The organism is Timonella sp. A28, from assembly GCF_051200815.1.
In the GTDB taxonomy this organism is placed as follows: Bacteria; Actinomycetota; Actinomycetes; order Actinomycetales; family Cellulomonadaceae; genus Timonella.
This window is the reverse complement of the sequence record NZ_CP195159.1, coordinates 2248658-2272367: the sequence shown is the minus strand read 5'-3', so window position 1 is coordinate 2272367 and position 23710 is coordinate 2248658. Positions and strand designations below refer to the sequence as shown.

Here is a 23710-nt window from a genome sequence, read left to right as displayed (position 1 = left end):
CTTCTGCCCGCGCTTGAGTACGTTTCCTACCCTCTGCTGATGGGTCGTCAATTTCTTCTACTCTGGCTGTGAGCTGCAAAGGGAAACGGTGTGCAGTTTGTCGTTTTTTCGCTTGTGTTGCGCGTTGGCGGAGCATAGAAAGACGCCCCACAGAAACGACATCCCCTTCGGTCCCTGCGGTAAACACTCGGGAGCCAGGGTTGGCTTGCGCAGATAACAGTTCCACTCGCGCTTCGAGCATGCGCACATGATTTTCTAAATCTAAGATGCGTTTAATGCCAGCCAGGTTGATGCCTTCTTCGTGTGAGAGGCGCTGAATTTCAACCAGTTGTACAACGTCGCGCTGTGAGTAGCGTCGGCCGCGCCCGCTTGCCCGACGCGGTGATACCAAACCCAACCTGTCATATTGACGCAGGGTTTGAGGGTGCATGCCCGCGAGTTCGGCCGCTTTAGAGATCACATAAACGGGCTCGTCTTCCCGCACAGATTCATCAAAGACGATTCGAACTCGCATGGCATTTACTCCTTCGCTTGAGTAACGAGGTCACCACGTATGTCAGTTCCCTCCGTTGCTTTACGGAAAGCCTCAACAGCCTCGCGTGCTTCACGAGTGAGGTTTTGCGGTACTGCAACTTGAACTGTTGCTAAGAGGTCACCTGTGGTTTTTGACGTTTTGATTCCGCGTCCTTTAATACGCAGAACCTTACCTGATGAGGTTCCCGCAGCAATTTTCACTTTGACGGTTTCGCCACCAAAAATAGGTACGGAAACTTGTGCACCTAAAGCTGCCTCGTCAAAAGTGACAGGCAATGTCATACGTAAGTTTGCGCCATCAATAGTAAAGACCGGGTGCGGTGTCACTGAAATAGTGAGAACCAAGTTACCCGCAGGCCCACCATTCATACCTGGGCGGCCTTTGCCTGGGATGCGGATTTTTTGTCCATCGCGCACACCAGCAGGAATTCGGGCTTTAACAGTACGACCTTCAACGTTCAGCGTTACTTCTGTACCAAGGACAGCAGAACGGAAAGGCATCGTTGTGGATGCTGAAATGTCAGAGCCTTGTTGTGGCGGGGCAGCACGGAATCCTGTGCCACCAAAGTTTCCGTTTTGGCCAGCGAACCCGCCGCCAAAAAGTCCGCCAAGAATGTCGTCAAAGTTGCCCGACGAGCCACCACGTGGTGCACCACCGTGTTGAGCACCACCGAACATGCCACCAAACATGTCTTCGAAGCCGGCACCGCCTGAGCCACCAGTGAAGCGGCCACCCGCACCCATAGAACGAATAGCGTCGTATTGACTACGTTGTTCTTTGTCGGAGAGGACAGCATATGCTTCGCCGATTTCTTTAAACTTTGCTTCGGCCTTCGTGTCACCTTGATTGTGATCAGGGTGGTGTTGCCGAGCAAGTTTGCGGTACGCCTTTTTAATGTCTGCGTCGGAGGCGTCTTTTGAGACACCAAGGGTGGCGTAAAAGTCTTTTTCTAGCCAGTCTTGACCAGTCAAGGTGTCTCCTTTCAAGAGTGTGAATGCGGTATGCGCGTATCACATCGTATATCTGGTAGGTGCGCACTAGTGCGCACCTACCAGTATGAGGTTTATTCTTCTGGGCCGGTTACAGCTACTCGTGCTGCGCGAACAACACGGTCACCGATTTTATAGCCCACCTCGATCAGCGCAGTCACAGTTGTGCTTGTCGCTTCTGCTGAGGTCTGGTGGAAGAGTGCCTCGTGGACCGTTGGATCAAATTCTTCTCCAACAGCACCAAAAGGTTCTACACCAAATTTTCCTAGTGTCCCGTTGAGTTTCTCTGCAATTGCTTCGAACGGCCCAGCGAGTTCGCCTGCTTGTTGTGCACGAGTGATGTCGTCCAGCACAGGAAGTAGTGAGTTGAGTACATCTTCAACTCCACGCCCGCGGGCGGCTTCCTGTTCACGCTTTGCACGCTTGGAAAAGTTCACATATTCAGCGTTTAAGCGTTGCAGGTCGGCTAGGTGAGAAGCTGCTTCTTGCTGCGCCTTGTCAAGGTCAGAAAGAACTTGCTCCTCTGTCGCTTCGTCACCATTTTCAGGTTCGAAATCGAGGTGATCAATCGAGTCCGGCTGCTCTGGACCTACGCCCTCGGCGTTTGGGTTCTCGTTGCTCACTTCTTGTCATCCTCATCTACGATTTCGGCGTCTACTACGTCATCGTCGTCAGCAGCTGGTGCATCAGCTGCTGGCTGCTCACCGTTTGCGGCTGCTGCTTGCTCTTGTGCGTAGAGCGCTTCGCCGATCTTTTGTGACACGGTTGTCAAGGTTTCGTTCTTTGCCTTGATGTCTTCGATGTCGTCGCCTTCAAGGGCCTTCTTCGATGCGTCAACGGCTTCCTGAACTTCGGTTTTCACCTCAGCTGGGATCTTGTCTTCGTTCTCCTTGAGAAGCTTCTCAATGGAGTAGGTGAAGGACTCTGCCTGGTTGCGGGTTTCTGCATCTTCACGACGCTTCTTGTCCTCAGCAGCGTGCTCTTCAGCTTCGCGAACCATACGGTCGATGTCTTCCTTTGGCAGGGAAGATCCACCGGTGATGGTCATCGACTGCTCTTTACCAGTGCCTTTATCCTTAGCAGATACGTGCACGATACCGTTAGCGTCGATGTCGAAGGTAACCTCAACTTGTGGCATACCACGTGGCGCTGGAGCGATTCCGGTGAGCTCAAAAGTACCCAAAGGCTTGTTGTCGCGAGCAAACTCACGCTCACCTTGGAATACCTGAATGAGAACGCTTGGCTGGTTGTCTTCAGCCGTGGAGAAGATCTCTGAACGCTTCGTTGGGATAGCGGTGTTGCGTTCGATGAGCTTGGTCATCACACCACCCTTGGTTTCAATACCGAGGGACAGTGGGGTGACGTCAATGAGCAGGACGTCTTTACGCTCACCCTTCAACACACCAGCCTGGAACGCTGCACCGACTGCAACAACCTCATCTGGGTTAACACCCTTGTTTGGCTCTTGTCCGCCAGTAAGTTCCTTAACCTTTTCGGTGACTGCTGGCATACGTGTAGAACCACCAACGAGTACGATGTGGTCGATTTCTTTCACGTTGATACCTGCGTCGCGGATAACTGCGTGGAAAGGTGCTTCTGTGCGCTTGAGGAGGTCAGCGGTCATTTGCTCGAACTGTGCGCGGGTAAGGCGGGTGTCGAGGTGGATTGGGCCGTTTTCTGACATCGACAAGTACTGCATGTTGATGTTTGTGGATGTTGCAGAAGACAGTTCCTTCTTTGCCTGCTCTGCTGCTTCGCGCAAACGCTGAAGGGCGATCTTGTCTTTGGAGAGGTCAACGCCGTCAGTCTTCTTTACTTCTGCGATGAGCCATTCGACGACCTTGTTGTCCCAGTCGTCACCACCGAGTCGGTTGTCACCGGAGGTTGCACGTACTTGGATGGTTGAGAAGCCGTCTTCGTCTTTTCCAACTTCAAGGAGGGAAACGTCGAAGGTTCCACCACCGAGGTCGAACACGAGAATGAGCTCGTCTTCTTTACCCTTTTCGAGGCCGTATGCAAGCGCGGCTGCGGTTGGCTCGTTGACGATACGCAGAACGTTCAAACCTGCGATTTGTCCAGCGTCTTTGGTTGCTTGACGTTCAGCGTCGTTGAAGTATGCAGGCACGGTGATGACTGCGTCGGTTACTGCCTCGCCAAGGTATTCTTCGGCGTCGCGCTTGAGCTTGCCAAGGATGCGTGCGGAGATTTCTTGGGAGGTGTAGTTCTTGTCGTCGATTTCTTGGGACCAGTCGGTTCCAATGTGACGCTTTACAGACGAGATGGTGCGGTCAACGTTTGTTACTGCCTGACGCTTCGCGATTTCACCAACGAGCACTTCACCGGTTTTGGAGAACGCTACAACTGATGGTGTGGTGCGCTGGCCTTCAGCGTTTGCGATGACGGTTGGTTCGCCACCTTCAAGAACAGCAACAACAGAGTTTGTGGTTCCGAGGTCAATACCTACTGCACGTGACATGTAAGTGCCTTTCTACTTGCATCACTTAACAAAACATTGAGTCTTCCACACTCAAGTTTGCTCCTTGAGTCACGCAGACGCAAGTCCTAAAACGTAAAGTTGAGTCACACTGACTCAACTTTACGTTTCGCTTGTATTGGTGATGTCCATCTTTTAGGCATTGAACAGCAGTAATACATGTCGGAAATCTCAAAAAGCTGAAGAATCCTACCCCTCCGCTCTCGGCGAAATCTCACCAGCGCCTTCAAAGATCTGCGTCATTCCATCCAAAAAACGCGCAATTGCGTGCTGCTCTTGAGTCGAAAAAGAAGAAACCAATTCAGACATGTGTTCGTGCATACCGTCGAGCCTTTCTTTTACTTCTGCATGAGCAAGTTCAGTTGCAACCACAATGATGGAACGCTTATCGTGCTCGTTCGGTTTTCTCTCAACATGCCCCGAGGCCGTAAGTCGGTTCAACAGTTTCGCTGTTGAAGCAGTCGTAATAGACAATTCCCGAGCAAGAAAAGCAGCTGTCGCAGGTTTACCGGCTCGCTGTGCGGCAATAACAATTTGTAGCGCACGCATGTCCGTCACGCCCATGTCCATGTCTTGCGCCATGCGCTGCCGCATACCTAAATCTGCACGACCAAAACGGCGAACCGCTTGTAAGAGCTCACGCTCGCTTGAAGGTTTCGAATACCAATACCCTGCTACGGCTTCTCCCACGTTTCGACCCCTCCAAGCACAACAACAAACAGCGGATGAACCAACTGCGACACCGCATTAGTGTCCTCTACCTGCATCAATGAATCAAACTGCTTATTGTTTTCCCACACTTCTGGAGAGCGAGCGAGCAGTTTGCGCGTGAGATGCTGCCATTCAAACTGCACCTGACCTAAGGTGACCGTCAACGGCGAAACTTTATCCGCCCCACATTCCCCAGCGTCAACAAGCACCCGTGAACGATCAAAATTGTATGAACGCGCGTGCGCTTCGTCGGCGATCCCGTGTAAGTAGGCACTCACAGTCACGACAGGGTCAGATGTAGCGCGAAAACGCACTAACTGCGGGTGCCGCGTATACCCTTTGGTTTTTCCGGCCAGCACAGCTTGCGCAAGTAGCGTTTCACGCCAGCACGCAAGAAGGCCTTGCCGGTCTAAAAGTGATGGATGCAAGCTCCATACCCGCACAATGCATCACTCCTTTCCGTGCGCTAATCGTGAGGGCCACCAAATCTTTCGACCAATGTCGTAACCCAAAGCTGGCACGAGCACTGTACGAACCAAGAAGGTATCCATCAGCACACCAAACGCAACGATGAATGCGATCTGCGCGAGGAACAAGATTGGGATAACCGCCAACGCTGCGAACGTTGCCGCAAGGACGAGTCCAGCTGAGGTGATGACTCCACCAGTGATTGCGAGCCCACGGCTCATACCTGTGTGAGTGCCATGCGTGAGGGTTTCTTCTCTTACTCGGGTCATCAAGAAAATGTTGTAGTCGATGCCCAGCGCAACGAGGAACACGAATGAGTAGAGCGGAACCGCGGGGTCTGCCCCGGGGAACCCGGCAATGTGGTTGAACACGAGTGCTGCAATACCGAGGGTTGCAGCGAAGGACAGTACCGTGGTGGCAACAAGGAGCAGTGGTGCGAGGAGTGATCGCAACAGCAAGGACAGAATGATAAAGATAACGAGCAGAACGAGCGGAATGATGAGGTTCCGGTCGTGAATTGAGGCTTCGTTGGTGTCGAGTGCGGTTGCTGTTGCACCACCAACAATTGCGTCTTGCCCTAGGGTTTCGCGTAGTTCTCGTACAGTATTTTCGGCTTCTGGTGAGTCGAATGCATCGCTGAGGGTTGCCTGTATTAGGACGTTTCCGTCAACTACGGTTGGTTCAGCTGGCACACCAGTTGGGTTCTGTATTCCTTGTGGTGTGACTTGCAGGGACCCTGCCGGGGAGTCTTTCGCTGTCACAGCAACACTAGACACTCCATCGTTGGCCAGCAATGTTTGGCTGACAGTGTCAAGGTTTTGTTCTGCCGCGATGATGAACGCAGGGTTTCCCGATCCTGCTGGGAAATGTTCAGCAAGTACTGTTTGGCCATCTCGAGCGTTAGATTCGCCAAGGATGAGTTCGCTTTGCGCGACACCATCTGCTTTAAGCGTGAGCACACCAGCACTTGCGATGAGCAGGAGGACAGTTGTTCCTGCCCAGAGTGTCCGCGGTTTTTTGGAGACGAGGTTAGGCAGGGCTTTCCATAAGCCTTTTGTAGGCAGTTGGCTTTGTGTGCCGTCTTCGTTGGTTACTTTTGGTTTTCTTGGCCAGTATGCGACTCGTCCAAAGAGGAAGAGTATTGCTGGTAGCAGCGTGAAGGCTGCAAGCATAGCGAACAGGATTCCGATAGCGGCGATCGGGCCAAGATCACGGTTGGATTGGAGCTGAGAAAGCATGAGGCACAGAAGACCAGCGATGACTGTTCCACCTGATGCGAGGATTGGCTCAAATGATCCGCGCAGGGCAGCCTGGGTCGCAGCCCATGTGCTGTGGTGTCGCTTGAGTTCTTCTTTATATCGGGAAACGTAAAGCAGTCCGTAGTCTGTTGCGGCACCAATAACGAGGATGAAGAGAATTCCTTGGGTTTGCCCGTTAAGGAGAATCCACCCTTGTTTTGCGAGCAGCCAGATTGTTGCGAGCGCAGCGGTGAGCGCGAACATGCTGGTGGTGAGGACGGCGATGGGCAGGATTGGTGAGCGGTAGACGATGAGCAGGATGATGAGTACTGCTGTGAGTGCTACGGCGAGGAGGAGTCCGTCGATGCCGCCGAATGCTTCGGAGAGGTCTGCGGTGAATCCTGCTGGTCCGGTGACGTAGTGGTCGATGTTGTTGGGGAATGTTTCATCGAGTTGCGTTTTGAGTGCTTCTACGTCGATTCCGATGTCGCTTTTGGCATCGAGTTGGGCGAATATTTGGAGGGCTTTGCCGTCTTCTGAGGGTATTGCGGGGCTTGCGGCGAGGACTCCTGGTGTGGTGTCTGCTAGTTGTCCTGCGAAGGCTTGGGCTTGTCCTATTTCTGCTTCGGTGAGGGTTTCTTCTGAGGCGAGGACGATGACGGCTGGGATGGTGGAGTCGCCGAGGAATCCGGGGAGTTGTTTTTGTACTTGTGTTGCTTGTGCGTTTGTGGGTAGGTAGGCGGTTGCTTCGTTGGAGGAGACTTCGTCGACTCGCCCGAAAAGTGGGCCGCCGATTGCTGCGGCGGCGAGCCATGTCAGTATGAGTAGTGCGGGTATGAGTGTTCTGAGCAACCGTAGTGGTGTTCTTGTTGTGGACGTGTTTGCGCTGGTGGAGCTTTTGCTAGACACTGTGACCCCTTTATTGACTTAACCCACACCTATTTACCTAGCCTGGCTAGGTAAATAGAATATCAGAAACCTCACACATGACAAGCACAAAACCGCACCACCAGAGGGCTAACACGCCCTAACCCATAGTGTGATTCACGATGCGGTCAAGTCATATCCTAGGTGGACGCCCAAGCGCCTCCCCCGGCTCTACGATTCATCTGTGACCATGACCGAAACCGTTGCGCTAGCGCCAGCAGAACCCACACCCTCAGCGCCAGCACGCACACGTATCTACGGGATAGACCTCGCCCGATCACTCGCCCTTATGGGCATGATTGCAGCTCACTTTGCAGTAGCTGACAGCTTCGTCTTCAACAAACCCGAAACTTGGGGAGCCCTAGCCCACGGACGTTCCTCCATCCTCTTTGCAACACTCGCGGGTGTTTCCCTCGCCATCATGAGCGGACGCACCGAACGCCTTAGTGGCCAAGCACTCGTCGACGCGCGGCTACGTATTCTCGTCCGCGCACTCGTAATATTCGCAATCGGCAGCCTACTCATCGCATTAAACTCCGGAATCGCAGTAATCCTGCAAATGTATGCGGTGCTCTTTATTGTGGCGCTTCCTTTCCTTGCCGCACGCCGACGAACACTAGTCATAGCCGCAGCCATCATGGCAGTTGTTGGGCCGCTCATCGTCGCCGTCCTCGAAAGCCTGCCCTTCTTTAAAACAACTGTCTCTTTCCCTGCAGCAGAAATCTTCATTAGCGGAACATATCCACTCTTTTCTTGGGTGTCGTTTATCCTCATCGGCTTGGCTGTAGGACGCACAAACCTTGCCTCATTAAAAAACGTCCTCATTATCGGTGCAATCGGAATCGGGATGATGACAGCCGGGTACGCAACCGTGCCGCTTTTTTCACAGGCCACACCGGAGGCCGTAGATATTGAGGAAGAAACCTATTCATCATCAGAATATGAAGACATCGAAGATACCGAAGACACCACCGAAACATACGACACCCCTAATCCAGCAGACCTCCAACCAGGCGAGTTTTTTGTTAACGGTGAGCCCACAACTGCACTAGATCTCGAAGGTTTGGACTGCTACGACGAAACCTATGAGGGAAACAGAAACATCGGCTGCTCTTCCATCACTGTCAGCGAAGACGAAACCTTCGACGATGGAACGGGCACACCCGACTTCTGGGCAACATTTAACAACCACTTATCTGAGTTCGGCACAGCTGACCCACACTCAGGCACACCCAACGAAATCGTCGGATCAGGTGGTGTAGCACTACTCGTCATCGCGCTCTGTATCCTGCTCTGCCGCCGGATACACATAATCTTTTGGCCGCTACTCGCCATGGGATCCATGTCGCTCTCCGTATACGCTCTGCACGTCATCACATTCAGACTCGTCGAACGCACATCACTGTTCACCTTCGAATCATTCGCGTGGGACCTCTGGTTAGGCACCATCATCCTTGCCATCATCATGGCAACGATCTTCCGCCTCACCACAAAAAAGGGTCCCCTCGAAATGCTCGTGAACTGGATAGTCAAAAGAACCACCACTGCACGCGACTAACCTGCACAACTTCAGCGCACCTCACCGTCTAAAGTAATGAGCATCATGCCTACAACAGTGAGGCCGGCGTGCACTTCATCAAAAGTGCACGCCACGCGTTGAAAGGACACCATTCGTGCCGCATAAACGGCAGTCACACAATAAGAGCCTTCTCTCCCTACCGTTCTGGCAGCGAGCGCTCTCTCACGTGAACTGGCTTGTCGTGTCCATCCTTGTGGCAGTCATCATCGCAGCTGTGCTTCCCGCATCCGGGAGTGCTGCGGAAGCACTCAAAGTTGTAGTCACTATCGCTATCGCAGGGCTGTTTTTCCTTTACGGGGTGCGCCTCGAAACACGGCAAGCCCTCAACGCACTCAAAAATTGGAAACTGCACAGCGTCATTTTTGCGTGCACCTACCTCATCTTTCCGCTCCTCGGGCTACTCTGCCTCCTCATTCCCGATTCCGTTATCGACGCAGAACTTCAGCACGGCCTGCTATTCATGACGCTATTACCCTCAACCGTGCAGTCATCGATCGTATTCGTGTCCATAGCAAAGGGAAACGTTGCCGGAGCGGTCGTCTCCGCATCATTGTCCAACCTGCTTGGGGTCGTCATCACGCCGCTGCTCGTCGCGCTCACCCTCAGCAACAATGTTGGATTCGATGCATCAGCAATGGGAAAAATCGCGTTACAGGTGCTCTTACCTTTTATCGTTGGGCAACTTGTTAGACGATGGTGTACACCTTGGGTGACCCGACACACACGCTTCACCATGCTGTGCGACCGTGGTGCGATAGTTCTCGTCGTCTACTCGGCATTTTCGCAAGGAGTCGTTGACGGCATGTGGTCACGAGTATCTGTGGGAAACATCCTCACCCTCATGACCGCTGCACTAGTAATCCTTATCGCCATGCTGACCATCAGTCACACACTCGGAAAACGCCTCGGTTTTAGTCGAGCAGACCAAGCAACCATACTTATGTGCGGATCAAAAAAATCCCTTGCCACAGGTGTGCCCATCGCGACCGTCATATTCAGTGCAGGGGCCGTCGGAATCATGGTGTTGCCCCTGATGATCTTCCACCAAATCCAGCTGATCGTGTGTGCAGCGTTAGCACGCAGACTCGCACACACCGCACCGCCACACACCATCAACGTTTAAAAAATAAATAGACATCGTTCCTGTTCGCCACAATATTTAAACCATGACGCACCTCGACATACGCGAACTTGTAGAACCCCTCAACCCCACGCACAAAGACTCCGCACTCGTCAACGACATGCGCGACCTCTACCTCCACTGCGCGCTACACGACTTTGGACACACAGACTTTGTGCCAGCACTTGCAGGGTTTCAAGAGAGCCTCATGTCAACTCAATACAACGTCATCCGCAGTTTCGTTGTGCACGAAAATGACATCATAGTTGGCGCGTTAAAACTCGTCCTGCCGCAAAAAGACAACACCCATCTCATCACCATCGAGTTCGTTGCCCGCGACAATGCCCGGCACGTTCTTGACCTACTGCACACCACAGCAGATTCCATCGCTAACGACACTGGACGCACCACCTTCATGGCGTGGGAAGACCACACAAGCGAACCATCAGCAGACCACCCAAACGCACTCGAAGCACCCACGGGGGTCGGACGCGTAGACGCCAGCGATCCCCTCATTCGCGCTCACCTCGATCACGGCTTCACACTCGAACAAACCCAACGGTATTCCGTCCTCGCATTGCCAGCCGACCCTGCGCTACTACACCAATTTGAAAGCCAAGCGGCAGCCAAAGCGGGACCCGAATACGAACTCGTCTCCTGGCAAGACACCACACCAGAAGAATTTCTTGACGGGCACGCCACTTTGCAACATGCCATGAGCACAGACGTGCCACTAGGCGACCTTGACATAACCGAAACTCACTACGACGCAGACCGAATAAAACAACTTGACGCCAACGTTGCACGTGCAGGAAACGGTTACCTATTCGTTGCGGCACGACACATACCAAGCGGTGAACTCGCAGGCTTCACTCGCGTCGAATACGAAAAAGACAGGCCAGAAGGCGTCTTCCAGCAAGAAACCCTCGTGCGCACAGGCTACCGTGGGCGTAGCCTCGGCATGTGGGTAAAAGCAGCAATGCTCACCCAACTCATGACCGTCCGACCCGGCGCACGCAGACTCCACACGTGGAACGCTGGCGAAAACTCGTACATGCTCGACATCAACGTTGCTCTCGGATTTGAGCAGCACGGCACCTCAAGCGCGTGGCAAAAACTCCTTCAACAACCTGAAACGGTATAGCGGCACAAGGTCACACGCGAACTAAGCGCACCCGATCCTCAATTTGCGGTTCGAGATGCGAGTCAACAACACAGGTCAGCACTCCGATATCAGGGACACGAACCCGAGTGACGGCTCGACCAGACTGGAAGAAACGGTCAACAACAACCCCGTACAGTTCGTCGTCGGCTGCGCCAGTAACACCTGTTGTGTGGGGTTCTGAGGTTGTGGACACATTCGTGTCCACAACCTTGAAATCTTTCGGCGCGCAGCCAACAAACGGGTCCATAGACACAACAGCCTCATAGCCCAAAAACTCGGCAACTTCTCGATCTGCTGGCGAGCGCCACAATTTTTCTGGTGTATCGACGTGCACCACCCGTCCAGCACGCATTACTGCAACACGATCTGACACAGTAAAAGCTTCGTCTTGATCGTGAGTCACAAACACGGCAGTCGTGCGCGTCTCACGCAAGATAGAGCGAACATCAACGGCTAGGCGTTCGCGCAGCTCTCGATCTAATGCAGATAGTGGTTCGTCTAAGAGCAGTAGTTGCGGACGAGGAGCTAACGCTCGAGCTAATGCGACACGTTGGCGTTCACCGCCAGACATTGTTGTCACATCACGAGTGTGCTGCCCGCCCAGCCCTACCAGTTCTAACAACTCCGACACCCTACGCTGCTGTTCCACGCGTGAAATGTTTAAGTTTTTGAGGCCATACGAGACGTTTCCTGCCACGTTGCGGTGCGGGAATAATTGCCCGTCCTGAAACATCAAACCGAACCCACGTTTGTGAATAGGAGTGAACGACATATCGTGCGTGTTCCACACGATGCGACCCTGCTGCGGGATCTCAATACCCGCAATAGTGCGCAACAACGTCGATTTTCCGCACCCGGACGGGCCCAACAAACCGAGGATTTCGCCGTCACCCACAGTCAATGACACGTCATTGACGGCAACAAAATCGTTAAAAGCAACTTTTACGTCTTCAACCGACAACGCCATTAGAACTCCCCCGAAGTCGACGACCGTAAACGTTCTGCAAGCATCATAATCACAGCGGAAACAACCGCTAACACAACTGAAGCAGCCAAAGCCATACCGTAATTCTCGTCGCCAGGTTTCGAAATGAGCCGGAAAATCACAATCGGCAATGTTGCAGTCTCAGGGCGAGACAAAAACGATGTTGCACCAAACTCGCCCAACGACACCGCGAAAGCCATCCCTACTGCAAGCCCCAACGATCGCGTTGCGACCGGTCCATCAACGGTTAAAGCAACCCGCCACGGCGGCGCACCAAGTGCGGCTGCAACTTCACGCTGGCGTGGATCAATGGCACGCAACACAGGCAAGATTGTGCGAACAACCAACGGAATAGCAACAACAGCCTGAGCAATAGGGACCAGCAAACCCGACGATCGAAGATCAACATCGAAACCAAGTGGACGATCCAACGTAATCAGGAAACCAAAACCAACCGTCACCGCTGACACACCCAACGGCAACATGAAGACAACATCTAAAGCACTAATTGCGGCCCTACCAGTTTTTGACGCTGCCCGACGAGACACCACAAAAGCCACCAGCCCGCCGACAAGCACGGCAATAGCGGCAGCATACCCAGCAGTGACAATCGAGTTGTATAAAGCAGTCCACACTGTCACGTTTAAAGCGTTACCTGTGCCGGTAGTACCCAAGGCAACAAAGTTTGCGAGGGTCCACTCGTCGTTCACCCGAAACGCGGAAATAAACAGGTTTCCTAACGGCCACGCAATAAGCAGCAAAGCAACTAAAGCCGTAACAGTTATAGCTGCCCAGTCTTCACGAAGCGCAAGCTTTTTGGCGGCAACCTCGTCGTTGCGTAAAGACAATGCGCGTTCTTTAGATGAGCGGGCGCGCGCAGAAATCCACAGTGCGAGCACCACAACGACTAACTGCAGGATGGAAAGAACGGCGGCAGTACGCAAATCAAGAAATTGGACTGTTTGCACCCAAATCTCAGTTTCGATGGTGCCGTATCCTTGACCGCCCAACACCATAACTGTGCCGAATGCTGTTGCACAGAATAGGAACACTACAGCGCCAGCAGAAAAAATTGCTGGCGCGAGTTGAGGCAACGTCACGGTAAAGAATGCTCGAGTTCGTGAAGCGCCAAGCGAGCGCGCTGCTTGGGCCATGCGTGGATCAATCTTTTCCCACATGCCACCAACCGTGCGCACAACAACGGAATAGTTAAAAAATACGAGGGCAGCAATAATCGCAATGAACGTTCCATCAAGGTTCAAAAACCCGAGAGGCCCACTCGTCGCGAGTAGCGCTCGAAAAGCCACACCAACAACAACGGTGGGGAGGACGAAAGGCACTGTCACAAACCCGCGCACCCACATGCGGCCTTTAAACGTGCACCGGTACAGCACATATGCGCCCGGGATACCCAGCAGCAACGCCAATACTGTGCCGACGACACCTTGCGCGAGCGTGTAGCCGACAAGCCGCCACGTCCGTGGAGTGCTCAACACTTCAGCAAACGCGCTAAAGTCCAACGCTCCATCAGTAACAAAACCGCGACCGACTAAAGCGATAACCGGCCAACCAAAAAATACTGCAAGAAAAACAAGTGGAACACTGGCTGCCCCACCCCACACCACAAACCGGCGTAATGCGCGCGTGCGCACTATCCGGTTTCGGTGTGAGGCGTGGGCTACCACAGCCTCAGAGGCCACTGTGTTAGCCAATGATCTGTGCGCTCCATTCCTTGAGCCATGCGTCGCGGTTAGTCGCAATGTCGCTTGGGTCTAGGGAGATTGGGTTCTCTGGGACTGGCGCGAACTTAGCCCAGTCATCTGGCAGCTCAGCGCTGTCAGATGCAGGGTACATGTACATTGCGTCTGGGATAGTTCCTTGGAAGCTGTCTGACAACAAGTAGTCAATAAATGCTTGCGCACCTTGTGGGTTTGCCGCGTTAGTGAGCACTCCAGCGTATTCCACTTGGCGGAAGCAGGTGTCGAGCAACGCTTTTGTGGTGGTGTCTTTTTTGTCTTCAGTGACAGTAAATGCTGGCGACGAAGCATACGACAACACGATTGGGCGGTCGCCCTTTTCAACGGCGGTGAAGTCTACATAGTAGGCATCTTCCCAGCCATCAACGATTTTAAGACCGTTGTTTTTGAGTGCATCCCAGTAGTTGAGGTATTCAGCTTCACCGTATGCCCCGATGGTGGCAAACAAGAAGGAAAGACCTGGAGAGGACGTTGCCGGGTTGGTAACAACGGTGAGGTCCTTGTATTCAGGTTTGATCAAGTCATCGAGTGTTTTGGGTTCTGCGATGTTGTTCTTTTCAAACCATTGCGGGTCAATGTTGAGGCACACGTCGCCGTAGTCGACTGGGTTGAGCGTGTTGTCGCCTGCAAGACGCAACGAGGCACCAAGCTTAGATTCGTTCTTTGACGTGTATGGCGCAAAGACGCCTTCGTCAGTTCCACGTGATGCGAAGGTGTTGTCCACTCCAAAAGTGACGTCACCTAGCGGGGCGTCCTTGGTGAGGATGAGCTTGTTGACGAGCGCGCCACCATCACCGTTAGTCACGATTTCCACGTCGTAACCAGAAGTTTTAGTGAACTCGGCTTTCTGTTCGTCGCTCATTTGGAATGAGTCATGCACAACAACGCGTACAGTTTTTGGTGCTTTAGTTGAAGAAGATTCTACGACTTCCTCGGTCACAGGAGCGCAAGCGATCAAAGACGCTGCGAGCAGAGTTACTCCAGCGAGCGCAGTCACTGATCGGGTAGGTGATGTGAACACGTAGTGTTATCCCCCTTTGGGTAAAGGAGGGGTCCATGCGCGTTTTTGTTACTGCATGGTGAGAAAGCCCGACTCCCTACACCGGTACTAGCCGGATCAGGTTCGAGGGTCTGCTGGTGTAAGCACTCTCAGCGCACTGTGCGCTCCCCTGTCGTACCTGACCAGTCTAATACTTTCTATCTGGTAGGTGAGTGCAGGGTTCAGCACAATTGCTTGTGACGTTGGTTGGAGGTTTGTTCTATCGATTGCGGTGATTACGGCCCTGACAGTTAGCGTGTGCACGGCTGACCCGATAGTTTGTTAAGTGGAAGACGTGCCATTTTCAGGCATGCAGATTGTGTTGGCTCGTTGAGGAGGAGTTCATGGATAAGCAGTCAGGCCTTGAAAAGATTGCTGCTCTCGGTATTTCGTTTGCTGCAGGATGGGTTGCACAAAAAGTAGTAGAGAAGGTGTGGGATAAGTCCACGGGTGGCCTGTCCCACGACCTCGACGACGACGAAGCACGTGTAGCGTCGATTGTGACGTTTGCTGCGGTGAGCGCAATCGTTGCTTCACTTACTCAAGTCCTTGCGAAGCGCAGCTCCAAACGCATGGTGTCGAATTGGGCTGCTAAAGCGCTCGATAAGTAGCACACCCTCATCTGAACGCACTGCGAGCGCCGGCTGAATAGCGGCAGCTCGCAGTGCGTATTTTTATGCTCAATGCGCGCTCGCTCGTATTCAGTTGAGTTGTTGGTTTTCCTGTCGATATGTAAAACATGGGCCATTCTTCCAATAACACTCCTGATGTTCCTTCCCCTAGCAGGCGCGCTCTTCATTCTGATCGGATTGTTGCTGAGCAGGGGCGCCAACCGTTGGTGTCGCGCGGTATTCCCGGGGCTGGTGCGGATGCTGTTGCACAACGGAGGTCATCGCAGGGCCGCAGTTCAGGCGTTGATAGTTATGCGCGTGGGGCTGAGGGAGAGCGGGAAGTCGCTCATGTCCTGAATTGGCTTGATGGTCATGGGTTTTGGGTGCTGCATGATCAGCCCTGGCCGGGCCGCCCTAAAGCAAATATTGACCATCTTGTGGTTGGACCTACTGGCGTTTTTGTTGTTGATGCGAAAAATTGGAGTGGTGTTCTATCGGTTACATCTAAGGGTGTCCGACAGAATGGAACGTTGCGTCGTTCTGCGCATCTTGGCGCGTTAGAACAAGCGGAGGCGATCCGCTCGCTCATGTTGCGGACAACGGGTTTACCCCAGCATGGAGTCTCAGTTTTTCCTGTGCTTGCTTTTACTGGTGAGGCAGTTTTCAACAGTGATGTTGAAGGGGTGCGGGTCGTTTCTGTTGATCAGCTTGCAGAATTCATTGGTTCTAGCCCTTCTGTTTTACCGACGCATGATGTTGCTGGGTTAGCGTCTTCGTTGGAAGCTGCGTTGCATCTGGATAGAGCAGAAGTTGCTCAGCAAGTTCAGGCTCGACGAGCTTCAAAGCGTGGAAAACAAGCAAAGAAAACCACGGGTTCGGGCGCAGTCAAGTTGGCTTTTGCGTTAGGGATTATCGCTGCTTTGTGGTTGTTTCCCGATGCTATTAGCGATTTCTTTCATATGGTTGGCGATTTCATGTCACGCCTCGTCACTGATTCTGTGTCGAATAGTACATAACTTATTGTTCGTGCGTGCTTACGGCGATGTGGTTGTTCCATGGGTCGGTGAAGGTGAGCGCTGCGCCGGTATGGGCGTGAGTGATGTGGGCGTAGTTGAGCCTGTCTTGGAGTGCGTGCACGTCGTCGTTGGTGGGCAGGATGAGTGAGACCTCTGCTAATCCGAGTGATGATATGCGGGGCCCTGCTCCGCGTGAGTTCCACGTGTTGACGGCCATGTGGTGGTGGTATCCGCCTGCTGCGACGAAGAGCGCTCCGGGGATTTTGCTGGTGGTTTCAAAGCCGAGCGCGTTGACGTAGAAGTCTTGGGCGGCTTGGGTTTCTCCTACTTGCAGGTGTACGTGGCCGACTGTTGCGGGGGCTGTGTTGAGGTTTTCTAGGGCTTGTGTGGTGAGGTGTTCGTTCACGAACGTGTTTGGGTCTAGCCATAGGGTGTCCATGACGACGTGTGCGCCTGTCCAGGACCATTCGTTGCGGGGCCTGTCCCAGTAGAGTTCTATGCCGTTACCTTCTGGGTCGTTGAGGTAGAAGGCTTGGGAGACGAGGTGGTCTGCAGAACCGGTGTAGAGGTGGCGTGCGTGTTGGGCGACGCTGGCTACGACTGCGGCGAGTGCGCTTTGGGTGGTGAAGAGTATTGCGGTGTGGAAGAGTCCTGCTTGGCGTGGTTGTGCGGGCGGCAGATTGGGTTCGTGTCTGAGTACGACGATTGGGGTTTTGCCTCGTCCGAGGGTGACGATGCCGTGTCTTTGGTCGTGTGCGGCTGAGGGGTTGTTTGTGTTGATGACCTCAAGGGTTATGACTTCTGTGTAGAACTTGACCATGGCGTCAATGTCGCGGACGTATAGGGTGACGGCGTCCATGGTGAGTCCGCCGGGGAGCAGGTCTGCATTTTTGAGCGGGTGTGCTTGTGGTACGCGCGCTGTGTTGTGAGCTGCTGCTTGGGTTGTTGTGGGGTTGTTGTGTGTGGTCATAACTCATTCACCTCATTAGTTGATGATTCAAGCGTCTCACCATTTACTTGAAGCGTCAACTAATTTCTAGGTGTGACCCTGCACTTAAAATAGAAAAAACGACGTCGCAGACGAGGGGCACTCATGGATACGCGATACTACGCGCAGGTCACACAACTTATGCGTCGAAAAGGCATAGACGACGAACGCATTACCCAAACTTTGAACGACATCAAAGGATGGGAAAAATCCCACCCACACGACGACCTCACAGAACACTTTGGTCGCCCAAAAGACCTCACCGCGGACCTACCTAAAGGCGACACCATCCAGGCCCCACAAAAGATCCTTGCCACAACCATTGCAATCGCCATTGGCCTTATCTTGATCCATATTATTTTAGGAATCTTTGGCACAATCGTCGTACCGCTCCTGCCGCTGCCATTGTGGTCAGTTGCCGTTCTTGCTGTTGGCAGCATTGCCTACCTCAATGCCGGAAAATCACTTCCCGAGGCCTTCAGGGCGCTCTAGCACTCAATACAAGTGACTACGCGGGGTCGAATACACCCATAGTGAAGAATCGCTGGTAACGGACAGTTCTAATTCAATTTTTGCGCGCATCCCATCAGCGAATACACCTTCACCTTCACAAGCGAGCGCGGTCTCATATTTCCCTTTAGTTGAAGGCAAAGAAAAAGTACTGCGCGCATCACGCACAATACTTACGTCTTTTACATCAACCAACACTTCATTACCTGCGTCTTGGGCCTGTGAAATATCGATTGCTTCTTGAGCTAGGTTTTTACATGTGAATTCAGAAGCCAAGTTCAACGCACTAAAATCTTGAGAAACAGTAATGCTATGAACCGCGCGAGATTTGCCTGCCTGCGCCAAATTCGTGCCGTTGTAGACATAATAAAAACAAAAAACGCTAATAAAGGCGGCTAGTCCTGCGGCTAGCCACAACTGCTGCGTTGATATCTTCCGTCCGGCAACAACACCAACCGCGCGTGTGCCGTGTGCTGCGCCATTCTGTGCAGTGTGATAGTTCGCTGGATGCTGACACTGCTCTGTGTGCAACTGTGACATTTTGGCTTCGCCAAGGAAAATCATTTCTTCTGTGACTTGACCGTCCGACGGCACAAGAACGGTTACATCTGTCCAGTATTTTCCGTTAAAGAAGCGCAAATACAACGAATTGGTGGGGTCTGGGTACCAGCCAGGGATGGCAGTTGGCATGACCTTCCTTTTGTCTTTCAGCGTTGCAGCCTACCTGAGCATGCACTGATCAAAAGGGCTCAAACCAAAAACCACTACACCTGCGCAGCAGGCTAGTTAGCTAACTTACCGATCACATAAACAGCGATCACAACGATGAGGATTCCAAGAATCCCAAAGCTGGGTAAGCCTTGCGGCGTCTTCGGCGCAGAGGGCTTTCGCTTTTGAGCTGCCTTCTTCACATCATTGGTATCGGCAGCATGTTTATTGTCCTTAAACAGGTAAAGGAATTTTTAAACATGGAAAGTTTTACCAGCGAGATTATCTGATTTATTTCTCAAGAAACACTCTCCTGCTTGGTTGATCAGCAAACTTTTTATTCACGAACACAACAGGGGGACTTTAGGCCTGAAAACTTTACCCAAGGACAGTATTGAATAGGAATGTCGAAACGCTCAGACGTGAGGATGAGGCCGGCATCGTTTTGACCCCTCTGTACGATGCCTGGACGTCCTCGTGGGGCGGGAGGAAGCGCGGGCTCCTCCCGCCCTTTTTTATACCCATCAGTTTCAACCGTAAAGTAAGTGCTATGACCGCCTTTGATATTCGGCTCGTCAACGTTGACAGCCCCACAGAAGTCGACCGACTCTACGATATTTGCCTGCTCACCGGCGACGCAGGCCAAGACGCCTCCGCTTTGTATTCCGAACCGCGACTCTTAGGAGACCTCTACCTTGGGGCCTACCTGAAGCTGTACCCACAATTTTCTTTTGCCCTCGTCGACGACACCGACACTCCCGTGGGATACGCAACGGGCGCTCCAGACTCACTCAAGTTTGATCAAGAACTTGAAGAATCATGGTGGCCGCCATTACGCGAAAAATATTCGAACGCATCGTTCCCCGAAGGATCCGGTGATGCTCGACTCGTCGGAAAGCTTATGAATTGGGGCGCATCAGATGCTGAGATCGCCAAAGACTACCCCGCACACCTCCACATAGATATCCTTCCCCATGCTCAAGGTGGCGGACGCGGCAAGAGCTCCTCTTCACACTCCTCGATGCTTTTCGCGATGCGGGAGTTGCAGGTGTTCATCTGGGAGTTTCGGGAACCAACACACACGCAATAGGCTTCTATGAGCACCTTGGTTTCACCGCAATTCGTGAACCCGAGTGGGGAAAAACTATGGGGATGCGTTTTCTGTAGAACCGTCATAACAAGATTTCCAAAAGGAAGCATTCTTGCCTTATGTTCGAGGTTTTTCGATTAACCGGACACAAATCTCAACTTTCTTAGCCATTCTTGTGGCGCCAATGGCGATATGTCGCTAGAGTTGTCGGCGTAGTTGCAGTGCCTCGCACGTCGTGCGCCGCTTGTTTTGCAAGTCCGCATTCTTGGTCCTCAAGAGTTTGACGACGATCACCGTGACGTCCCGCCTTTCACTTTGGAAGGCGTCCGCACACCTCTTGAAGGAGACCTAAAATGGCAGTTGGAACAGTAAAATGGTTCAACAACGAAAAGGGCTATGGATTCATCGCCCCATCAGACGGATCAGCTGACGTGTTCGCACACTACAGCGCAATCGTAAGCAACGGCTACCGCAGCCTCGAAGAAAACCAGCAGGTTGAGTTCGAGATCACCCAGGGTCCAAAGGGTCCACAGGCTGAGAACATCCGCCCACTGTGATCAAGAACTAGTCTTCACTAGTACTTAGTGGTGGCTGCGCACAGAGTTTCACTCATGTGCGCAGCCACCACTTTTTTATGCCATCACAACAGCCTCATTAACCCCTGATTTTTCTGCACGCCTGTCAGATACATAAACCGCGCAGAACCGCATGATTCCGTGCTTCACAGCACCACAAACACCAGAATAATGGGGAGGTTTCCCCGAGGAATCAGTGTTTCCCCTTATTTTCCAACACATGGGTAGTTGGACTGATAACTTTCACCCCGGAAACACTTGAGTGCGGGTGGAAATCAATTTACGGTAATCGGGATGAACAGGAAGAAAAAATTCGGGTTCGACCGCCTAAAAGGATCGTGGCTACCTGTCCAAGGACGGTTCGGTGCGACCTTGAAAAAAGCTGATCTAACAACACACGTGAAGCGCGTGTCCGCAAGAGTGCTCTTCACCCCAGAAACCTCTGCCCCCGCCACTAAACCAGAGGTCTTCACACCGGCACACGGCACTCATATTAAAGCGCGCCCACTTCCCAAACGCGTCTCCCACATCTAACAACACAATCACTCAACAACAGCCGTAGCAACTGCTCGACGATGACGCAGTTTCACCATGTATCTACGAAGAGCAATGCCCCAACGTTGCCGCGGACCGCACACATACGCAGCCAGAAAATGCACTCCCAGCATCAACACGATCGTTGCTCCTGAAGCAACATCCGCATAAAACGACACGGTAATTCCCACAAACGCAGATGACACTCCCACAACCGGGGCAATCCACAGCATGTGAGTAAACCTCTTTGTCCACAACAAGGCCGTAGCACCCGGGGTAATAAGCAACGCAACAACAAGAATTACCCCAACCGCTTGCAACGCAGCAACAGACGTCAAAGCTAACGCCCCCAAAAGCACCGCCGAAAGCAACGAAACATTCTTGCCTAAAGCATTGACTTGCCCCTTATCAAAGGCAAACAAAGTGAGGTCTCGTCGCAGCACGAGAAGAATCACCAACACACTCAACGACAAAGCAACCACCTGAATTGCGTCAGATGTTTGCACACCCAAAATGTTGCCAAACAACACGTGAGTCAAATCTATCTGGCTGGGATACCTCGAAATAAGCACCAACCCGAACGCAAACAGCGAAGTAAACACCACGCCTATAGCAGCATCCTCGCGCACAATAGTGGTCGTCCGAACCCTACCGATCAACCCCACCGCAATAAAAGCCAACACTGTTGCACCAACAGCAAACGGCAGCCCCAGCATGTATGCCAACACGACACCCGGCAGCACCGCATGAGAAACAGCATCACCTAACAAGGACCAACCCAAAAGCACCAACCAGCTCGACAACACTCCACACACGAGCGCCGCACTCACAGCCACAATCAACGCACGCTGCATGAACTCAAATTGAAAAGGCTCAACCAGCCACTCAAACATGAATGTCACCACCCATAAAAAGGTTAGAAATATTTGCGTCTGTCAACACTTCGCGAGTTGGCCCTTGCGCAAGCACACATTTACGTAACAGCACCACTTCGTCGCAAAGCCGGCGAGCGCTTTCCATGTCGTGTACTGAGACCAGCACCCCGACACCGTTGTGCGCCAGTTCCATGATTGCGTGCTCAATGAGCTCTGCCGATTGCACATCGACGCCGGAAAAGGGCTCGTCTAAAAGCAGGAGCTTAGGAGCGTCACGTTCGTTCTGTGTGCTAGGCACGGAAGAGTCTAAAAATTGGGCGCATGCTCGTGCCACAAACACTCGTCGTTTTTGCCCGCCAGATAGTTCACCGATTTGCCGGTCTGCAAGTTCTTCCAAACTCACTCTGATTAAGGCTTCTTGCACAATAGTTTTGTCATGTGGGGTTGCAGAGCGCAGCCTTCGTTGTGGACGACCTTGAGACACGACTTCGCGCACGGACAACGGAAAGTCCCAGTCGACGTCTTCGGCTTGTGGAACGTACGCTATTTTTCCTGCTTTACGTGCCTCGAGGCTGCTCAGCCCTGCCACCTGTATGGTGCCGCGGCTTGGGGTAGCGCCCATGAGCGCTTTAAACAATGATGATTTTCCAGAACCGTTTGGGCCCAAGAGGCCGCAAATGATGCCTCGTGGCATTCCAGTGGAAGACGTAACGTGTGCAGGTAATGTCATGTCGGCGTCTGCTAATGCTGTGATATGGCCGTAGGAGACAGTTAAGTTTTGTACATTTAACAGCACGCTAGGCTGTGAGTCGTGTGCTGTATCGGTTGTGTGCACCCCAGTCATGTGTTTTTTCCTGCCTGTGTGATCGTTGCGAGATTGTGTTTCATGAGCGATAAAAAGGTAGGAACGGGTCCGTCCGTACTGGATAGCGAATCCACGTATAGGGTTCCACCAAAAGTTGCTCCTGATTCGTCTGCTACGACGTACATAGACGACGGGGAAACTGTCGATTCGCAAAAAACGGCTTCGATGTTGTTGTCTCGCACGGCGGTGATTGCTGCTGCTACTTGTTTTGGTGTCGATTGCCGTTCTGCGTTTACTGGCCACAAGTAGTGTTCGTGCATACCAAGGTCGTGGGCAAGATAGGAAAACGCGCCTTCGCATGTCACAAGGTGTGTGATGGGGGTGGTGCGCTGCTGTAGTTGTTGAACTGCGTGCTCTCCTGCTGCGCGGATACGTGTCGCATAGTCGCGGGCGTTGCGCTGGTAGGCGGCACTGTTGTTCGGGTCAATGCGTGAGAGCGCGTGCGCGGCGTTATATGCGTATGTTTCGGCGTGTGCTGGAGACATCCATGCGTGCGGGTTGGGTTTTCCCTTGTATGCGTCGCTAGCGATGTTGATGGGTTCTATACCTTGGCTCAGAGTTGCTGTTGGCACGTCGATGTCTGCGGTGAACTTATTGAGCCATATTTCTAGACCCAACCCGTTTTCGACGATGAGGTCTGCTTCTTTTGCTCGTTGAATATCGCCGGGGGTTGGCTCGTAGCCGTGTATTTCTGCACCTTGTTTAATCAGCGAGATAACTTCAGCGTGGTCGCCCGCCACGTTTTGGGTAATGTCTTGCAGCACTGTGAAGGTGGCAAGCACAGTAATTTTTGGGTCTTCTTCAGGTGTTTTGGGGTGTGCATTTTCTGATGATTCGCTGCATCCCAGCACAAGTGAAGAAGCGAAAAGTGCGGCCATAAGGCACACAATTTTTGTGGTTTTCATGCGAGCGCTCACTTCAACAAAACAAA

The 23710-nt window shown here is 52.6% G+C and carries 22 protein-coding genes, 2 pseudogenes and 1 riboswitch; of the genes and pseudogenes, 9 read left to right on the top strand and 15 right to left on the bottom strand.

Translation table 11 applies throughout. The annotated features are described in order from the left end of the window. Positions 1–142: 142 nt before the first annotated feature. The 7 genes and pseudogenes from ACR9EC_RS10725 to ACR9EC_RS10695 form a co-directional block, all read right to left on the bottom strand. A pseudogene (locus ACR9EC_RS10725) lies at positions 143–514 on the bottom strand (heat shock protein transcriptional repressor HspR); the annotation flags it as partial. 5 nt (positions 515–519) lie between these two features. After that, positions 520–1506: a DnaJ C-terminal domain-containing protein gene (locus ACR9EC_RS10720; protein WP_435299219.1), complete on the bottom strand. Its 987-nt coding sequence runs from the start codon at positions 1504–1506 to the stop codon at positions 520–522. 92 nt (positions 1507–1598) lie between these two features. Further along, positions 1599–2147 carry a nucleotide exchange factor GrpE gene (locus tag ACR9EC_RS10715; protein WP_435299218.1) on the bottom strand — a complete coding sequence of 183 codons (549 nt, stop codon included), beginning with the start codon at positions 2145–2147 and terminating at the stop codon, positions 1599–1601. Further along, a complete protein-coding gene (gene dnaK / locus ACR9EC_RS10710) occupies positions 2144–4000 on the bottom strand; it encodes a molecular chaperone DnaK (protein ID WP_435299217.1) in 1857 nt (618 codons plus the stop codon). The genes ACR9EC_RS10715 and dnaK overlap by 4 nt, the downstream gene beginning before the upstream one ends. Positions 4001–4207: 207 nt before the next feature. Further along, positions 4208–4708: a MarR family winged helix-turn-helix transcriptional regulator gene (locus ACR9EC_RS10705; RefSeq protein ID WP_435299216.1), complete on the bottom strand. Its 501-nt coding sequence runs from the start codon at positions 4706–4708 to the stop codon at positions 4208–4210. Further along, entirely contained in the window at positions 4693–5172 is a 480-nt protein-coding gene (locus ACR9EC_RS10700; RefSeq protein ID WP_435299215.1) for a pyrimidine dimer DNA glycosylase/endonuclease V, read from the bottom strand. Before ACR9EC_RS10700 ends, ACR9EC_RS10705 begins: the two co-directional genes overlap by 16 nt. Before the next feature lie 6 nt (positions 5173–5178). Then, entirely contained in the window at positions 5179–7344 is a 2166-nt protein-coding gene (locus ACR9EC_RS10695) for an MMPL family transporter (RefSeq protein WP_435299214.1), read from the bottom strand. Positions 7345–7552: 208 nt separating this feature from the next. Here ACR9EC_RS10695 and ACR9EC_RS10690 point away from each other — a divergent pair, with 208 nt between their 5' ends. From ACR9EC_RS10690 to ACR9EC_RS10680, 3 genes are all read left to right on the top strand, one after another. Next, entirely contained in the window at positions 7553–8920 is a 1368-nt protein-coding gene (locus ACR9EC_RS10690; RefSeq protein ID WP_435300650.1) for a heparan-alpha-glucosaminide N-acetyltransferase domain-containing protein, read from the top strand. Between the two features lie 115 nt (positions 8921–9035). Continuing rightward, positions 9036–10064: a bile acid:sodium symporter family protein gene (locus tag ACR9EC_RS10685; RefSeq protein WP_435299213.1), complete on the top strand. Its 1029-nt coding sequence runs from the start codon at positions 9036–9038 to the stop codon at positions 10062–10064. Between the two features lie 43 nt (positions 10065–10107). Next, entirely contained in the window at positions 10108–11205 is a 1098-nt protein-coding gene (locus tag ACR9EC_RS10680; protein WP_435299212.1) for a GNAT family N-acetyltransferase, read from the top strand. A 10-nt stretch (positions 11206–11215) separates the two neighbouring features. On the opposite strand, the gene ACR9EC_RS10675 is transcribed toward ACR9EC_RS10680, so the two are convergent. From ACR9EC_RS10675 to ACR9EC_RS10665, 3 genes are read right to left on the bottom strand one after another with little or no spacing between them, the layout of a single operon-like run. After that, positions 11216–12193 (bottom strand): ABC transporter ATP-binding protein, encoded by a 978-nt coding sequence (locus tag ACR9EC_RS10675; RefSeq protein ID WP_435299211.1) that lies wholly within the window; start codon positions 12191–12193, stop codon positions 11216–11218. Then, entirely contained in the window at positions 12193–13923 is a 1731-nt protein-coding gene (locus ACR9EC_RS10670; protein WP_435299210.1) for an ABC transporter permease, read from the bottom strand. The genes ACR9EC_RS10675 and ACR9EC_RS10670 overlap by 1 nt, the downstream gene beginning before the upstream one ends. Next, the gene (locus ACR9EC_RS10665) at positions 13916–14989 is read right to left on the bottom strand and encodes a thiamine ABC transporter substrate-binding protein (protein ID WP_435299209.1); all 1074 of its coding nucleotides are present in this window, start codon (positions 14987–14989) and stop codon (positions 13916–13918) included. The genes ACR9EC_RS10670 and ACR9EC_RS10665 overlap by 8 nt, the downstream gene beginning before the upstream one ends. Positions 14990–15045: 56 nt before the next feature. Then, positions 15046–15149, bottom strand: a riboswitch (TPP riboswitch). A 202-nt stretch (positions 15150–15351) separates the two neighbouring features. Here ACR9EC_RS10665 and ACR9EC_RS10660 point away from each other — a divergent pair. Beyond that, positions 15352–15618 carry a DUF4235 domain-containing protein gene (locus ACR9EC_RS10660; protein ID WP_435299208.1) on the top strand — a complete coding sequence of 89 codons (267 nt, stop codon included), beginning with the start codon at positions 15352–15354 and terminating at the stop codon, positions 15616–15618. A gap of 128 nt (positions 15619–15746) precedes the next feature. Beyond that, positions 15747–16634, top strand: coding sequence for a nuclease-related domain-containing protein (locus tag ACR9EC_RS10655; RefSeq protein WP_435299207.1), 888 nt, complete (start codon positions 15747–15749; stop codon positions 16632–16634). A gap of 1 nt (position 16635) precedes the next feature. On the opposite strand, the gene ACR9EC_RS10650 is transcribed toward ACR9EC_RS10655, so the two are convergent. After that, entirely contained in the window at positions 16636–17604 is a 969-nt protein-coding gene (locus ACR9EC_RS10650; protein WP_435299206.1) for a VOC family protein, read from the bottom strand. Positions 17605–17727: 123 nt separating this feature from the next. Between ACR9EC_RS10650 and ACR9EC_RS10645 the strand changes: the two genes are divergently transcribed. Next, a complete protein-coding gene (locus ACR9EC_RS10645; protein ID WP_435299205.1) occupies positions 17728–18114 on the top strand; it encodes a hypothetical protein in 387 nt (128 codons plus the stop codon). A 3-nt stretch (positions 18115–18117) separates the two neighbouring features. Here the strand turns inward: ACR9EC_RS10645 and ACR9EC_RS10640 are convergent, their stop codons facing one another. Continuing rightward, positions 18118–18822 (bottom strand): DUF2510 domain-containing protein, encoded by a 705-nt coding sequence (locus ACR9EC_RS10640; RefSeq protein ID WP_435299204.1) that lies wholly within the window; start codon positions 18820–18822, stop codon positions 18118–18120. A gap of 568 nt (positions 18823–19390) precedes the next feature. Here ACR9EC_RS10640 and ACR9EC_RS10635 point away from each other — a divergent pair. The 3 genes and pseudogenes from ACR9EC_RS10635 (at position 19391) to ACR9EC_RS10625 (ending at position 20487) form a co-directional block, all read left to right on the top strand. Then, entirely contained in the window at positions 19391–19930 is a 540-nt protein-coding gene (locus tag ACR9EC_RS10635; RefSeq protein ID WP_435299203.1) for a hypothetical protein, read from the top strand. Next, positions 19894–20007, top strand: a pseudogene (locus ACR9EC_RS10630) (GNAT family N-acetyltransferase); the annotation flags it as partial. The gene ACR9EC_RS10635 and the pseudogene ACR9EC_RS10630, both read left to right, overlap by 37 nt. A gap of 276 nt (positions 20008–20283) precedes the next feature. Further along, the gene (locus ACR9EC_RS10625) at positions 20284–20487 is read left to right on the top strand and encodes a cold-shock protein (RefSeq protein WP_435299202.1); all 204 of its coding nucleotides are present in this window, start codon (positions 20284–20286) and stop codon (positions 20485–20487) included. A gap of 560 nt (positions 20488–21047) precedes the next feature. On the opposite strand, the gene ACR9EC_RS10620 is transcribed toward ACR9EC_RS10625, so the two are convergent. Genes ACR9EC_RS10620 through ACR9EC_RS10610 form a run of 3 tightly spaced genes read right to left on the bottom strand, consistent with a single transcriptional unit; the run spans position 21048 to position 23684 of the window. After that, positions 21048–21932: a metal ABC transporter permease gene (locus tag ACR9EC_RS10620; protein WP_435299201.1), complete on the bottom strand. Its 885-nt coding sequence runs from the start codon at positions 21930–21932 to the stop codon at positions 21048–21050. Further along, the gene (locus tag ACR9EC_RS10615; RefSeq protein WP_435299200.1) at positions 21925–22758 is read right to left on the bottom strand and encodes a metal ABC transporter ATP-binding protein; all 834 of its coding nucleotides are present in this window, start codon (positions 22756–22758) and stop codon (positions 21925–21927) included. Before ACR9EC_RS10615 ends, ACR9EC_RS10620 begins: the two co-directional genes overlap by 8 nt. Continuing rightward, positions 22755–23684 (bottom strand): metal ABC transporter solute-binding protein, Zn/Mn family, encoded by a 930-nt coding sequence (locus ACR9EC_RS10610; RefSeq protein ID WP_435299199.1) that lies wholly within the window; start codon positions 23682–23684, stop codon positions 22755–22757. The genes ACR9EC_RS10615 and ACR9EC_RS10610 overlap by 4 nt, the downstream gene beginning before the upstream one ends. Positions 23685–23710 lie beyond the last annotated feature (26 nt).

What these genes read in the sequence shown, in the direction of transcription:
- dnaK (WP_435299217.1), bottom strand. Translation starts at nt 4,000, where the DNA reads ATGTCACGTGCAGTAGGTATTGACCTCGGAACCACAAACTCTGTTGTT.
- ACR9EC_RS10690 (WP_435300650.1), top strand. Translation starts at nt 7,553, where the DNA reads ATGACCGAAACCGTTGCGCTAGCGCCAGCAGAACCCACACCCTCAGCG.
- ACR9EC_RS10680 (WP_435299212.1), top strand. Translation starts at nt 10,108, where the DNA reads ATGACGCACCTCGACATACGCGAACTTGTAGAACCCCTCAACCCCACG.
- ACR9EC_RS10675 (WP_435299211.1), bottom strand. Translation starts at nt 12,193, where the DNA reads ATGGCGTTGTCGGTTGAAGACGTAAAAGTTGCTTTTAACGATTTTGTT.
- ACR9EC_RS10660 (WP_435299208.1), top strand. Translation starts at nt 15,352, where the DNA reads ATGGATAAGCAGTCAGGCCTTGAAAAGATTGCTGCTCTCGGTATTTCG.
- ACR9EC_RS10655 (WP_435299207.1), top strand. Translation starts at nt 15,747, where the DNA reads ATGGGCCATTCTTCCAATAACACTCCTGATGTTCCTTCCCCTAGCAGG.
- ACR9EC_RS10650 (WP_435299206.1), bottom strand. Translation starts at nt 17,604, where the DNA reads ATGACCACACACAACAACCCCACAACAACCCAAGCAGCAGCTCACAAC.
- ACR9EC_RS10645 (WP_435299205.1), top strand. Translation starts at nt 17,728, where the DNA reads ATGGATACGCGATACTACGCGCAGGTCACACAACTTATGCGTCGAAAA.
- ACR9EC_RS10640 (WP_435299204.1), bottom strand. Translation starts at nt 18,822, where the DNA reads ATGCCAACTGCCATCCCTGGCTGGTACCCAGACCCCACCAATTCGTTG.
- ACR9EC_RS10635 (WP_435299203.1), top strand. Translation starts at nt 19,391, where the DNA reads ATGACCGCCTTTGATATTCGGCTCGTCAACGTTGACAGCCCCACAGAA.
- ACR9EC_RS10625 (WP_435299202.1), top strand. Translation starts at nt 20,284, where the DNA reads ATGGCAGTTGGAACAGTAAAATGGTTCAACAACGAAAAGGGCTATGGA.
- ACR9EC_RS10620 (WP_435299201.1), bottom strand. Translation starts at nt 21,932, where the DNA reads ATGTTTGAGTGGCTGGTTGAGCCTTTTCAATTTGAGTTCATGCAGCGT.
- ACR9EC_RS10615 (WP_435299200.1), bottom strand. Translation starts at nt 22,758, where the DNA reads ATGACTGGGGTGCACACAACCGATACAGCACACGACTCACAGCCTAGC.
- ACR9EC_RS10610 (WP_435299199.1), bottom strand. Translation starts at nt 23,684, where the DNA reads ATGAAAACCACAAAAATTGTGTGCCTTATGGCCGCACTTTTCGCTTCT.